Origin of the sequence: Natronorubrum aibiense, assembly GCF_009392895.1 — an archaeon.
Lineage (GTDB): Archaea > Halobacteriota > Halobacteria > Halobacteriales > Natrialbaceae > Natronorubrum > Natronorubrum aibiense.
Genome location: NZ_CP045488.1, coordinates 929,704 through 942,036, shown reverse-complemented (window position 1 = coordinate 942,036; position 12,333 = coordinate 929,704). Strand labels below are relative to the sequence as shown.

14 protein-coding genes and 2 pseudogenes are annotated in these 12,333 nt (G+C 62.6%); 7 read left to right on the top strand and 9 right to left on the bottom strand.

Features of this window, described 5'->3' with window-relative positions; all coding sequences use genetic code 11:
• Nucleotides 1-13 precede the first annotated feature (13 nt).
• The 5 genes and pseudogenes from GCU68_RS21225 to GCU68_RS04660 form a co-directional block, all read right to left on the bottom strand.
• A complete protein-coding gene (locus GCU68_RS21225; protein WP_168927069.1) occupies nucleotides 14-154 on the bottom strand; it encodes a hypothetical protein in 141 nt (46 codons plus the stop codon).
• Between the two features lie 168 nt (nucleotides 155-322).
• A pseudogene (locus GCU68_RS04675) lies at nucleotides 323-499 on the bottom strand (magnesium transporter); the annotation flags it as partial.
• Between the two features lie 2 nt (nucleotides 500-501).
• Nucleotides 502-757, bottom strand: a pseudogene (locus GCU68_RS04670) (magnesium transporter); the annotation flags it as partial.
• Between the two features lie 110 nt (nucleotides 758-867).
• The gene (locus GCU68_RS04665; RefSeq protein WP_168927110.1) at nucleotides 868-1,269 is read right to left on the bottom strand and encodes a fluoride efflux transporter FluC; all 402 of its coding nucleotides are present in this window, start codon (nucleotides 1,267-1,269) and stop codon (nucleotides 868-870) included.
• Between the two features lie 50 nt (nucleotides 1,270-1,319).
• Nucleotides 1,320-1,730 (bottom strand): fluoride efflux transporter FluC, encoded by a 411-nt coding sequence (locus GCU68_RS04660; RefSeq protein ID WP_152939420.1) that lies wholly within the window; start codon nucleotides 1,728-1,730, stop codon nucleotides 1,320-1,322.
• A gap of 185 nt (nucleotides 1,731-1,915) precedes the next feature.
• On the opposite strand from GCU68_RS04660, the gene GCU68_RS04655 reads away from it, so the two are divergent.
• The 3 genes from GCU68_RS04655 (at nucleotide 1,916) to GCU68_RS04645 (ending at nucleotide 6,071) form a co-directional block, all read left to right on the top strand.
• Nucleotides 1,916-2,821: a cation diffusion facilitator family transporter gene (locus tag GCU68_RS04655; protein ID WP_152939418.1), complete on the top strand. Its 906-nt coding sequence runs from the start codon at nucleotides 1,916-1,918 to the stop codon at nucleotides 2,819-2,821.
• A gap of 189 nt (nucleotides 2,822-3,010) precedes the next feature.
• Complete coding sequence (locus GCU68_RS04650) at nucleotides 3,011-3,937, top strand: MBL fold metallo-hydrolase (RefSeq protein WP_152939416.1); 927 nt, start codon at nucleotides 3,011-3,013, stop codon at nucleotides 3,935-3,937.
• A gap of 187 nt (nucleotides 3,938-4,124) precedes the next feature.
• Entirely contained in the window at nucleotides 4,125-6,071 is a 1,947-nt protein-coding gene (locus GCU68_RS04645) for an AMP-dependent synthetase/ligase (RefSeq protein ID WP_152939414.1), read from the top strand.
• A gap of 39 nt (nucleotides 6,072-6,110) precedes the next feature.
• On the opposite strand, the gene GCU68_RS04640 is transcribed toward GCU68_RS04645, so the two are convergent.
• A complete protein-coding gene (locus GCU68_RS04640) occupies nucleotides 6,111-6,722 on the bottom strand; it encodes a magnesium transporter (RefSeq protein WP_152939412.1) in 612 nt (203 codons plus the stop codon).
• Nucleotides 6,719-7,291 (bottom strand): magnesium transporter, encoded by a 573-nt coding sequence (locus GCU68_RS04635; protein ID WP_152939409.1) that lies wholly within the window; start codon nucleotides 7,289-7,291, stop codon nucleotides 6,719-6,721. Before GCU68_RS04635 ends, GCU68_RS04640 begins: the two co-directional genes overlap by 4 nt.
• Nucleotides 7,292-7,422: 131 nt before the next feature.
• Between GCU68_RS04635 and GCU68_RS04630 the strand changes: the two genes are divergently transcribed.
• A complete protein-coding gene (locus GCU68_RS04630; RefSeq protein ID WP_152939407.1) occupies nucleotides 7,423-8,082 on the top strand; it encodes a helix-turn-helix domain-containing protein in 660 nt (219 codons plus the stop codon).
• A 74-nt stretch (nucleotides 8,083-8,156) separates the two neighbouring features.
• Complete coding sequence (locus GCU68_RS04625; protein WP_152939406.1) at nucleotides 8,157-8,789, top strand: DUF7344 domain-containing protein; 633 nt, start codon at nucleotides 8,157-8,159, stop codon at nucleotides 8,787-8,789.
• A gap of 19 nt (nucleotides 8,790-8,808) precedes the next feature.
• On the opposite strand, the gene GCU68_RS04620 is transcribed toward GCU68_RS04625, so the two are convergent.
• The gene (locus tag GCU68_RS04620; protein ID WP_152939404.1) at nucleotides 8,809-9,378 is read right to left on the bottom strand and encodes a DUF2391 family protein; all 570 of its coding nucleotides are present in this window, start codon (nucleotides 9,376-9,378) and stop codon (nucleotides 8,809-8,811) included.
• Between the two features lie 207 nt (nucleotides 9,379-9,585).
• Here GCU68_RS04620 and GCU68_RS04615 point away from each other — a divergent pair, with 207 nt between their 5' ends.
• Together GCU68_RS04615 and GCU68_RS04610 are read left to right on the top strand one after the other, a co-directional pair.
• A complete protein-coding gene (locus GCU68_RS04615) occupies nucleotides 9,586-11,277 on the top strand; it encodes an aldehyde ferredoxin oxidoreductase family protein (RefSeq protein WP_152939402.1) in 1,692 nt (563 codons plus the stop codon).
• Between the two features lie 274 nt (nucleotides 11,278-11,551).
• A complete protein-coding gene (locus tag GCU68_RS04610) occupies nucleotides 11,552-11,785 on the top strand; it encodes a hypothetical protein (RefSeq protein ID WP_152939400.1) in 234 nt (77 codons plus the stop codon).
• A 166-nt stretch (nucleotides 11,786-11,951) separates the two neighbouring features.
• On the opposite strand, the gene GCU68_RS04605 is transcribed toward GCU68_RS04610, so the two are convergent.
• A complete protein-coding gene (locus GCU68_RS04605; RefSeq protein WP_152939398.1) occupies nucleotides 11,952-12,272 on the bottom strand; it encodes a hypothetical protein in 321 nt (106 codons plus the stop codon).
• Nucleotides 12,273-12,333 lie beyond the last annotated feature (61 nt).

The following is a 12,333-nucleotide window of genomic DNA, read 5'->3' as shown; positions in this document are numbered from 1 at the left end:
CCTGCTCGTTCGGTTAGCCGACGACCTCGAGTAAGATGCCGACGAGTTCGAGGTAGACGAACGCCCCGAGCACGGCGACGGCGATGGCGAGGACGAACGGCACGAGCGTGTGTTTGGGCTCTCGAACCCGTCTCGTTTGAAGGAGTTCGATCATTGGGTCGCTCGCCTCGGTTGGGTTGTGGACTGGCGATCTCGAGCGCGGTGGTGAGCCGGTTCGGACGACATACTCTGTTCGCCATCGTCGTGATACTTGAAATTCAGTCAGACGTCCGACAGACATGGCGATGACGGCGGTTTCGAACGGAATATGAGACCGTCAGAGGCCAAAGACCAGCGCTGAGATGCCGATGAAAATGCGCATCGTCATTACCAGCGCCAGAATCGCCGCGACGTTAGCCCACAGCTCCCGATCACGCAGATCGATCTGTGCCGTTCCGAGATGCAACCGCGTCGAGAGCCGCGAACTCAAGCTCGCACCGAGATTCCCGCTCATGTCGACTCGACGGAGATGCCGATCCCGTTGATAAACGACGCCGTCACAGCGTTGACGAGTCGCTCGCTCCACCCGAAGCTGTTCGATTAGCCCCCAGTGGAATTCACTCGAGATCCGCCCGCCGAGCGCCCCGTAGACGTTCCCTCGTGTCGCCAGAAACACCGGCACCATCACGAGCAGGCTCGGAAACCGATCGACGCTCTCGAGGCCACCCTCGAGAACCACGCCAGCGAAGCGCCCACCACCGAGCGCGACGAACAGGATCGGAACCGTTTAGCGATAGATCGTCCACACAGCCCTGCGAACGCTCATGTCAGCTGAGAAGCCAGTTCGATGGTAAACATACCGAGACCGAACGAAAACCCAACTGTCGACTACAGCAAGCCTGTCGCGACGACCAGCCACGCGAACCCGATCGCCGAAAGCGAGAGTGCGAGATTCCCCGTCGCGTTCGCGACGGCGAGCAGCCGATCACCGCGTTCGTACAGTTGGACGGTTTCGACGGAAAACGACGAGAACGTCGTCAACGAGCCACAGATCCCGGTGCCGACGAGGATGAGTGTCGATTCGCTGACGCCTACGAACACCGCGAGGCCGAAACCGAAACTGCCGACGACGTTGACGAACAGCGTCGGCCACGGGAACCGCTCGCTCGAGAACCGACGGTAGACTAGATGGCGACCGACCGCGCCGATCGCACCCCCGGTACCGACGACGTGAGCAGGTTCAGGATCGAACGTCACGCTCGCGACGGCGTCGGGACCGAGCAGCGCCAGAACGGCGAGGAGGACCTCGAGTCCCTGTTCAAACGCGACCAACTCGAGGCTCACACCGTCTCACCTCCGGCTGGTGTCGTTGATGCACGGAGTCGACGGGCGAGACGCCGACTCGCGAGCACGCCGGTGAACCCGAGCCCGTAGTTGCTGGCGACGATGGCGACGAGCAACAGGGGCTCGGCTGCCAGTGCGGTCTGGATCGCGAACGTGCTGTAGGTCGTCAACGAGGAAAGAAAGCCAGTCGTAAAGACGAGCCGTGACTCGCGTGCGATAAGACCGGTGTATTCGGCTTCGTAGACGAGAAATCCGAGGGCGAAACAGCCAAGGACGTTGACCAATACGACGGCCTGAATGTCCTCGAGCAGGCCCATCATGAAATACCGGAGGTTCGAGCCGGCGAAGCCGCCGACGGCGATCAGTGCGAGCGTCTCGAGTCGAACGAGGGGGTGGGCTGCTGTCATGGATCTGGCCACGGACAGGGACCGTCAGCCTCCCCTCGCGGTCGGGTAGTTGGGTCGGGCGGGCCCCATCGCCCGGATACGCCGTGGTTCACGCAGAACCGTCATGAGAATTGCGATACGGCAGCGTCTCACACCGGGCGGGGAGAAGGAAAAGACCCAAGTTTAGATTGGCTCTAAACGAAGGTATGACAGATGCCGAGGGCGAACGACGCGGGTTCATGCGAGCGGCGGGGGTGAACGTCCTCGGTAACGCAGTGAAGATCATCGTCGAGGGGGCCGCGGGGCTCGCCTTCGGCAGCGTTGCCCTACTCGCCGACGCGGCCCACTCGGTCGCCGACCTCGTTGCCAGCGTCGTCGTGTTGTTCTGGGGCCGGAGTTCGTACGAGAAACCGGACTCCACCCATCCACACGGCCACGAGCGAATCGAGCCGTTGACGGCGCTGTTCGTCGGGAGCGTCATCGCGTTGCTCGGGTTGAACCTCCTGTACGAATCCGCACAGGGGCTGCTCTACGGCGTCGACGTCCACTTCAGTCCGCTGTTACTCGCCGCGTTGGCGTTTGCGATCGTCGATATGTATCTGCTCTACTGGTACACCACGCGGATCAACGAGCGGCTCGATTCGACCGCACTCAGGGCGCTCGCAACTGACTGTCTGAACGACATCTACACCTCCGTCGCGGCCGTCGTCGGCGTCCTCGGCGTCTTGCTCGGCTATCCCCTGCTCGATCCGCTCGCCGGCGCGCTCGTCAGTCTGCTGGTCGTCTACCAGGGTGTCGAAATCGGCCGCGAGAACGTCGATTACCTCATCGGCGCGGCTCCCGATCCGGCGACGCGAGCCGAGATCACCGAGACGCTGCGCTCCCATCCCGAGGTTCGGGGCGTCCACGATCTGGCCGTCTTCTACGACGGTCCCGTCCTCGAGGTCGAAGTGCACGTCGAAGTCGACGGCGACATGCCGTTTCGACGGGCTCACGATGTCGAATCAACGCTCATCAATCGTCTCCGTGCACTCGAGGATGTCGGTGATGCACACGTCCATCTCGATCCGTCGGGGATCGGCGAGTGGAAGGACTGTCCGGACGAGCAGTAATACTGTCGGACGAAACGATTCACCCACCGATTGCACGCGAACGGTCGTCGCCTCCGGCGACGAGCCGTGAGACGCGATCGGGCGTTTACTGACTGTTGTCTGGCAGTATAAGCACCGATGGCAGCAGTCGGAGTCGGTGTGCGGTGCGGTGACGTAGCTTTTATCCCATCTGCCAACGGGCCTACCGGTATGGCAACGGATCTCGGAGCGGTGCAAGAAGTCACCGCTGGCGACTGTACGGACTGTTACTATCTCGACGTGAATATGTACGATACCGAGGGGTACGGTGCGGTCTACATTCTCGACGACGACCGACCCGCGGTCATCGAAACCGGACTCGGAACCAATCACGAACTGATCCTCGAGGCGCTCGACGACCTCGGGATCGACCGCGACGACCTCGCGACGATCGCCGTGACACACATCCACCTCGATCACGCCGGCGGGGCCGGACTGCTCGCCGAGGCGTGTCCGAACGCCGATGTCTACGTCCCGGCCGCCGGCGCAGGGCTGCTCATCGATCCGACGCGACTGGTCGAGGGCACCAAAAACGCCGTCGGCGACCAGTGGGAGTTCTACGTCGACCCAAAGCCGCTCCCCGAGGACCGAGTCGTCGAGATCGAAGACGGCGACCGAATCAGTCTCGGTGAGCACGACCTCCACGTGCACGCAGCGCCCGGTCACGCGTTCCACCAGGTCGTCTTCGAGGACCCCAGAAACGATGCCGTCTTCGTCGGCGACGCCGCGGGGATTTGGATACCCGAAACCGAGACGGTGACCGAGACGTCGCCGCCGTCGGATTTCAATCTCGAGGAGTGTCTCGAGGACGTCGAGACCCTGAAAACGATCGATCCGGACGTCCTCCTCTATACACACTTCGGGCCGCGGGCGGTCGGCGACGACGCCGCCGCGGCGCTCGACGAATACGCTGACGTCCTCAGCGAGTGGGTCGAGGCCGTCGAAACCAAACGCGCCGAACTCGAGGACGACGAGGCCGTGATGCAGTACTTCGCCGAGACGACGGACAAAGCCGACGTCTGGGGCGAACGTAAGGCACGCGCCGAAGCGATCATGAACACGCGCGGCGTGCTCGGCTATCTCGACAGCCGCGAGTGAAACGGGCTGCTGTCCCGATGTACCGGTGCAACTGCAGGACGAGCGCAAGTGCACCGGAACTGACGGACAGTTGTCCGTCTGCGTCCCGTCGTGTCGTCCCAGTCGGCGAGATATAGCGAATAAACGCGGTCCCAGATGTCTGCGGTTTCATCATGATTTATCGAACGGGAGATACTGTCACACATATATGGACTGGCAGGATGCCGAGCGAGATTACGACGACGAGGTCATCGGGCGGACGACGCTCGGACGGCTGTTCGAGGAGACGGTCGAGCGAAACGCCAACCGACCGGCTCAGATGTACAAGGGTGGGGTCTACGATCGATCGCTGACGCCGTCGGTGCTGCCGGCCGCGTCGCCCGGCGAGTTCCGGCCGATCTCCTACCTCGAGATGCGCGACATCGTCCGCAACCTCTCGGCGGGCTTTCACGACCTCGGCGTCGATCAGGGCGATCGCATCGGCATCTTCGCTGACACCCGAATGGAGTGGGCCCAGTGTGACTTCGCCTTGCTCGCTGCCGGGGCCGTCATCACGACGGTCTACCGAAGCTCCTCGCCCAGTCAGGTCGAGTACCTGCTCGACGACCCCGATGCGTCCGCCGTCGTCGTCGAGAACGAAGCCCTTCTCGAGCGGGTACTCGAGGTCGAGGACGAACTCGAGCTCGAGTTCATCGTCTCGATGGACGAGCTTTCGGGATACGACGACCGCGACGACATCTATACGCTGGACGAAATCTACGAACTCGGCGGCGAGGTGTTCGACCTCGAGGCCTATCAGGAGCGCGTCGACGCGCCCGAACTGGACGATCTGGCGAGTCTGATCTACACGAGCGGAACGACGGGCAAGCCGAAAGGCGTCCAGCTCACCCACTGGAACTTCCGGTCGAACGTCAACGCGGTTCGGAAACGCTTTGCGCCGCGGCCGGACAAACCGGCTGGCGTTCCGTCGCTCGACGAGGAGTCGCTTGCGGTGTCGTACCTTCCGCTCGCGCACGTCTTCGAGCGGACGGCCGGCCACTTCGTCCTGTTCGCAAGCGGGGCCTGTGTCGCGTACGCGGAGGACCCGGACACACTGCAGGAGGACTTCGGTGCCGTTCAGCCGACGACGGCGACGAGCGTCCCGCGGGTGTACGAGAAAATCTACGACGCGATTCGAGACCAGGCAAGCGAATCCGGGGCAAAAAAGCGAATCTTCGAGTGGGCGACCGACGTCGGCGTCACGTATCAGCAGGCGGATTCGCCCGGCCCGGTCCTGCGTGCCAAACAGAAACTGGCGGACAGACTCGTCTTCTCGACGGTTCGGGAGGCACTCGGCGGCGAGATCGAACTGCTGATCAGCGGCGGCGGTAGTCTCTCGCCGGAACTCTGTCAACTCTACCACGCGATGGGGCTACCGATCTACGAGGGCTACGGGTTGACCGAAACTGCGCCAGTCGTCTCGACGAACCCGCCCGAAGCGGTCGAGATCGGCACGATCGGTCCGCCGCTGCCCGGCGTCGAGGTCCGCGTCGACGAGAGCGTCGCCGATCAAGCGGCGTTCGCTGACGACCCCGGCGAGGTCGGCGAACTCCTCGTCAAGGGGCCGAACGTCACGCCGGGCTACTGGAACAGACCCGGCGCGACGACGGGGGCGTTCACCGAAGACGGATGGTTCCGAACCGGCGACATCATCCACGTGCGACCCGACGGCTACCTCGAATTCCGCGATCGGGCAAAGCAGATCATGGTGCTCTCGACGGGGAAAAACGTCGCTCCCGGTCCGATCGAGGACGCCTTCGCGGCCAGCGAGATCATCGAACAGTGTATGGTCGTCGGCGACGGCGAGAAGTTCATCGGCGCGTTGCTGGTTCCCAACTCGGATCACCTTCGCGAGTGGGCCGAAACCGAGGGGATCGACCTTCCCGATGACCCGCAGGCGATGTGTGATGACGAGCACGTCCGGGAGTACATCCAGCAAGAGGTCGACCGGATCAACGAGAACTTCGAGAAACACGAGACGATCAAGCGATTCGAACTCGTCCCACGGGAGTTCACCGAGGAAAACGAGATGCTGACGCCGACGATGAAGAAGAAACGCCGCGTCATCCTCGATGAGTTCGAAGACCGCGTCGACCGGATCTACGCAGACGCGTAGATCCCGTTCCCTCGAGCCGCCGGCCTCGTCGACTCCCGATCAGAGGACGACCCAGACCACGCCAAAGAGGATGAGAACGCCCGTGATGTCGCTGACGTTGGTCACGATGGGGATCGTCGTATCGTCTGGATCGTAGCCGAGTCTGTAGGAGGCGTACACCGCGACGGTGCTGACGATGACGACCCAGACGGCGAGCAACATCCCGCTGACGATCGTAATGAACAGCAGCGTGCCGAGCCCCAGCGTTCCATCGAGAATGGAACCGATCGCCCACGAGGCGACGCCGAGCAGCACGAAGACGGTCGCGGCGAGTCCCATGATCGCGCCGACGTTCGCCCGAATGTTCGGGTTCGACGGAGAGAACTCGAGGGTCCCCAGGTGAAGCTGCGTGGAGAGTCGCGAGCACATGATCGAGCCGAGATTGCCGGCGGTGCCGATCATCACCGGCACGAGGATCAAAAGCGACGGATGCTCGAGCAGCTGTTCTTCGAACGTCTCGAGGACGGTCCCCGAGACCATCTGCAGGATCGAGAGGGCGATGAGCAAGGGCACGAGCGTCGAGACGATGTTGCCGACAGTCCACTCCGTAAGCTGGTCGCCCTCGTCGTCGTCCAAGTCCTCGCCGTGGAGGACGTCGCTCCCGGCGCTCACAGGAGTGCCCCCGCGACGGTGATACCGATCAGCAAGAACGCGACGCCGAAGACGTCGCCGACGGTCGTTACGACCGGGCCGATGACGTTGTCCGGGTCGAGTCCCCGACGATACCCCTTGAAGATCACGGTGAGCAACACGCCGAGCATCGCAAACGCGCTCAACAGCGCCGCGATCACCATGATGATGAGCAATTCGAGCAGATTCCCATCGCGGCCGAGCACCAACAAGACGCTCCACGCGAGCACCGCGATAAATATCGAGACGATCATCCCGTTGAGAAACGAGGCGACGATCGCGTTTCGAAGGCGGTCGTTCCACTTGAACTGTGGATCGATCAGCCCCTGATGGAGGCCGCTCGAGAGCCGGGCTCCGAGGGAGCCGTACACGCCGCCACGCGTCGCGAGAAAGGCGGGGAGCAACAGCAGGACCCCCGGGACGCTCTCGATCCCGTCGCGCATCGTATCGGTACCGAGCAACGTTCCTGCGAACAATCCTGCCACGAGACTGACGAGAATGACCGGCAACGCCTGTTTGTAGACGTCGAGGGCGGAGTCGTGGCGCACCATCTACCCCAAGATACGTCTCCGAGGTGGTAAGCGTTCGTGAACGACGACGAGCGAAGCGGTGGCTCGTGATCGTTCGACAGACTGTCTGAGGCGCTCCGATACTATATCTCGCTGGGTGGCCTCTGTTCAGTATGGCAGTCATCCTCGAATTCACTGTCGATGCGGCGGAGTTCTTACTCGGCGGGACGCTCGAGCAGGCAACTGGTGTCGAACTGATCGAACTCGAACGTGTCATTCCACTTGGGAACCAGAGTATTCCGTTTCTTTGGGTGGTCGCCGACGATTTCGAGACGTTCGAACGGAGCGTGCGGACCCAGCCGGCCGTCGCCGCGCTCGATCAGTTCGGCGTGATCGACCGACACGGACTGTATCGCATCGAGTGGGCCGTCGATCCGCCAAATCAGCTGATCGACGGACTTGTCGACGCGAACGCCACACTCCTCGAGGCCCACCACGGGGAGCGATGGCTCTTTCGCATTCGATTTCCAGCACACGACCTACTTACGCAGTTTTATACGTACTGTACGGACCACGAGATTCGAATTCACGTCGAGCGGGTGTTCCCGCTGAGCCACCCCCCTCGTCGAGGACCGGTGTTCGACCTCTCGCCGGAACAACGCGAGGCGCTCGTGTTGGCAATCGATCGGGGGTACTTCGAGACACCGCGTGAGGTGACGCTCGACGAACTCGCCGCCGACCTCGAGATCAGCCAACAGGCGCTCTCGGATCGGATTCGCCGCGGTGTTCAGCAGGTGCTCGTCGACTCGCTGTCAGCACTCGAAACCGTGTGACCGACCGCAGTGACTTAACGGCATAGTCACAACAAGACGGACCCTTACGGCGATAGTACTCCGAGTTTCGACCGATGAGAAGCGAAAACGCCCCGAACCCGGCACTCGATCCCGTTTTGAAAAGTCTCGCAGAGTATCGGCGACGCTTCGTAGTCGGCGTACTTGCTGAGCGCGACGAGCCGGTCGACAGCGCCGAGCTCGCCACGGCACTCGAGCGATACGAGCGGGAGACCGAGGGTCGGACCGAAGGCTCGACGGCGCGGATCGCGACCGAGCTTCGCCATATCCATCTGCCGAAACTGGCCGATGCTGGGGTTCTCGACTACCGTGACAGGCGGGTCGCCCTCCGAGACGACACCGCACAGGCGCTTCTCAACGCGGTGGCGACCGTCGAGCGCGGGCAGCGACTCGAGCCGATGTCCACGTCGGCTGCCGGGCCGGCTCCGGCGACCGCGACTCGAGCGGAGTATCGGGACGAACAGGAGCGGTCGCTGACCGATGCGATACTGGCTGCGGTCGCCGACCACCGGGGAGACGAGTTCCGCTGGAGCGATTTCGACCTGTGTGACGAACTCGATCCCAACTCGCTCAACACGCTGTTTCGCTCTGACGCTGTCTCGGAGACCAGCGTAACGCTTCGAACCGAGACCGTTCGAATAGCGCTCTGGGGCGACGACGGCATCACGATTCGAGTGACGGATGCCTGATCGTCTCGCCCGGGTCGAGTTACTCCTCGCCGGGAATGATATCACCCAGCGAGCCGCCGATCGCCATCGCGGTGGCGATCACCGACACCTGACAGAGGGTGATCCAGGGCTCGTCCCACGTGACCCGTCCCCACAGCGTCATCATCGCTGCTGCGGTCGTAAACGCAATGCCAACGACCCACACTGGCCGGCGCGGAAGCACACCGAAGTACGGGTTGTGGATCTGGACCTCACGGAAGTCTGCGACGTAGAGGATGCCGATGACCAACGCGACGGCAAGTGCGAGGTTCACGACGAAAAACGCCGGCGTCGCCGCGAGAAATTCACCGATCTCGAGGACGCCATCCTCGACGAGCAAGGGGAGTCCGACCACGACGCTGCCGACGAACGCCTCCGCTTTGTCCTTGCTCGTAAACTCGGTGATCACCCGACCGACCATTCCGTTCTGTGAGAGCCGATCGGCCAGTCGCATCGTTCGCCGGACCTCGGTTCGCTCCTCGGGATCGTCGACTGTCTCCGCAAGAGTCTCGAGTTGTTCGTACAGGTCGTCCATCGTCGTCTCGTCGATCGACCCTGTCGACCGTGCCATACGCCGCCTCTCACACTGTGGCCGTATATACACTGTCGCCGGGTGACAGGGGTCGCTCACTCGTGTCCGACACGGCGCTGTTCGGCCCATCGGACGGGACACTGACCGCCGAAGAGCGCCACACCTGCCACAGCTACCGGTGTGAGTCGACAGCTGTACAACAGGAACCGGTACCATTTTGCAGCCACGGATGCGAGTACATCGCATATGAAACACGTCCAGGGACCGCTGTGTACGGTCGATGTCGGCGATCGAACCGCCGAGACGGAGTCGATCGACGACCTCCTCGAGTCGTTCATCGGCGGGCGTGCGCTCGGAACGAAACTCGCGTACGACCGGGTGCCGTTCGATGCCGACCCGTTAGGTGCCGAAAACAGCCTCTTTCTCGCGACAGGCCCGCTGCAACACTCGACGATGAGTTTCACCGGTCGGATGTCGGCGACGAGTCTCTCGCCGCTGACCGACGGCCTGCTCTCCTCGAACGCCGGTGGCTTCCTCTCGCGGAACTTCACCGGCACTGGCTACAGCGCCGTCGAGCTCACCGGCGCGAGCGACGAACTCGTCATCGTCCACGTCACCGACGAGGGCGTCGAGTTCGAACCCGTCCCCGACCTCGAGGAAGCAACCGTCCCCGAGACCTGCGAGTACATCGAGGACGAACACGGCCTCGAGTCCGAACACACCGTCGTGATCGGCCCGGCCGGCGAGAATCAGGTTCGCTTCGCCTCGATCATGACGTCTGAGGAGCGGGCGTTCGGTCGCGGCGGCCTCGGAGCCGTCCTCGGGTCGAAAAACATCAAGGCGATCACCTTCGACGGCGACTCGACCCGCGAGGTCGAGATCCCGCCGCTGCAGATGGAGATCCACGGCGAAGCTGCCCAGTCCGACCACATCATGAAACGACAGGGCACCTCGTCGATGACAGAGTACGCAAACGAGGTCGAGGCCCTGCCAACGCGGTACTTCTCCGACCTCTCGTTCGAGGGTGCTGAAGGCATCAGCGGAGACCGCGTCGAGGAGAAAAAGTACAAGAAAGGCACCTGCTCGGCGTGTGCCTTCGCCTGCAAACTGCCGACCAGAGACGAGGAAAGCGGCCTCGAGACCGAAGGCCCCGAGTACGAGACCGTGATGGCCTTTGGCTCGAACTCGGGCGTCGACGACATCGTCGACGTGATGAAATCGAACAAGCTCTGTGACGAGTACGGGATCGACACGATCTCTGCCGGTGACACCGTTGCCGCCTACCTCGCGAGCGAAGACGAGTTCGGCAACGTCGAGCTCATTCACGACCTCGTCGAGAAGATCGCCCACCGCGAGGGCGTCGGCGACACACTCGCAGAAGGTGTCGACCGAATCCACGAGGAACTCGGCGTCGACAACTGGACGGTCAAAGGTATGGAGTTCCCCGCTCACGACGGCCGCGCGCTCAACGGTCAGGGGCTCGCCTTCGCCACCTCGAACCGCGGGGCCGACCACATGTACGCCGAGTTCTACCCCTACGAGTACCCGCTCGTCGACGCAGATCGAGCCTTCGACAAACAGGGTCTCGACGACAAGCCACCGAAGGTCGTTGAACTCGAGAACGTCAACGTCATCAAAGACAGCGGCGTCCTCTGTAAGTTCTCGCGTGACTTCGTCACCCCCGAGCGCCTCGAGACGCTGCTCGACGCCGACTACGAGGACCTACTCGAGCTCGGTGGCACCGTCGTCTCGCTCGAGCGCCACTTCAACAACCAGCGCGGCTTCGACCGCGACGACGACCAACTTCCCTACGAGATCCCCGGCTTCGACGACGGCCTCGCCGCGTACTACGACGAACGTGGCTGGAACGACGACGGCACCGTCCCCGCCGAGCGACTCGCGGAGGGGGGCGTGACCGGCACGCCGGCGGACGACTGATACGGACTGCTGTTGTCACGTCCCGCCGATCTCCGACCCGCCGCTGGTGGTCGGCGGTACATCGGCACAGCAGACTGTATGAACCGCCGGCAGTTACCGGTTCGATTCCGACGCTGGCGGTTCGACTCCGACAGCAACCGGGTGGCACATCCGCTTGGTGGAGTCAACCACCGGTTTCAGCGCGGCTGATCGCGCGTAACAGACTGTTTATTCACTATCTCGAGTCGGTATGGGGATCGTACTTATAGGCGATAGAACACATTCCCGACTCGGGATGGCAACGGATCCGGGGGTACCGACCGAGGGGAGTGGAGAGGTATCGACTACGTGGATCGATCCGAACGCGCGACTTCCGCGGGCTGGATCGAGTTCCGATACGCGCGACGAATCGACGAGCGACGATATCGATCTCGAGTTCGAGTGGTACCAACTTTGTCACGGCTGTGGCGAACGGAAGTGGTTTCGAGCGTTGATCTGCGAGGCGTGTCGGCAGCGCCACGGCCTGTAGCGACCGGTGGGGCTGGTCGGCAGCAATAGAGTACCAACTGAATCGAGTAACGCACTGATCGCACAATCATCGGTACGATCAGGTGTGCAGTGACGGCCAGTGGCTACGATAGCACTCGCTCGAGGCTCGTGACTCTCGTGGCCTGTGAGTGGGGTCGTCGTGTGAGTTACTGGTCGTCGTCCCAGTCGTCTTCGTCGACCGAGAGTCGGTCGTCACCGCGTGACGGCAACGGCGCGTCGTCGGCCCTCGAGGGGTGGATGTTGAAGTTGTTTCCCCGATAGGGGTCGGTGTCCGGGTCGTAGGAGAGTTCGCTGCGCTCGAAGAGATAGATAAAAAAGCCGAAAATCGGAATACAGAACGTGATTGCCGTCCACTTCTCCGGTGGCTCTAAGCCGACGTTCCCGGCGTCGTAGTACGTAAACACGGTGAGCCCGAGATGCCACGCGAGCGGGATGCCGACGATGATCGCCAGCAGTAGCGTGCTCATACCGGTACTATCGACCCGGAACTATCTAAAGACCCGGTCATACGGAATCGCCCGAAACGAC

Bases quoted from the DNA above. Each gene is read 5' to 3' on its own strand.
- GCU68_RS04635 (WP_152939409.1), bottom strand. From the start codon at position 7,291: ATGGTGCGCCACGACTCCGCCCTCGACGTCTACAAACAGGCGTTGCCG.
- GCU68_RS04630 (WP_152939407.1), top strand. From the start codon at position 7,423: ATGGCAGTCATCCTCGAATTCACTGTCGATGCGGCGGAGTTCTTACTC.
- GCU68_RS04650 (WP_152939416.1), top strand. From the start codon at position 3,011: ATGGCAACGGATCTCGGAGCGGTGCAAGAAGTCACCGCTGGCGACTGT.
- GCU68_RS04615 (WP_152939402.1), top strand. From the start codon at position 9,586: ATGAAACACGTCCAGGGACCGCTGTGTACGGTCGATGTCGGCGATCGA.
- GCU68_RS04620 (WP_152939404.1), bottom strand. From the start codon at position 9,378: ATGGCACGGTCGACAGGGTCGATCGACGAGACGACGATGGACGACCTG.
- GCU68_RS04605 (WP_152939398.1), bottom strand. From the start codon at position 12,272: ATGAGCACGCTACTGCTGGCGATCATCGTCGGCATCCCGCTCGCGTGG.
- GCU68_RS04625 (WP_152939406.1), top strand. From the start codon at position 8,157: ATGAGAAGCGAAAACGCCCCGAACCCGGCACTCGATCCCGTTTTGAAA.
- GCU68_RS04655 (WP_152939418.1), top strand. From the start codon at position 1,916: ATGACAGATGCCGAGGGCGAACGACGCGGGTTCATGCGAGCGGCGGGG.
- GCU68_RS04660 (WP_152939420.1), bottom strand. From the start codon at position 1,730: ATGACAGCAGCCCACCCCCTCGTTCGACTCGAGACGCTCGCACTGATC.
- GCU68_RS04610 (WP_152939400.1), top strand. From the start codon at position 11,552: ATGGCAACGGATCCGGGGGTACCGACCGAGGGGAGTGGAGAGGTATCG.
- GCU68_RS04645 (WP_152939414.1), top strand. From the start codon at position 4,125: ATGGACTGGCAGGATGCCGAGCGAGATTACGACGACGAGGTCATCGGG.
- GCU68_RS21225 (WP_168927069.1), bottom strand. From the start codon at position 154: ATGATCGAACTCCTTCAAACGAGACGGGTTCGAGAGCCCAAACACACG.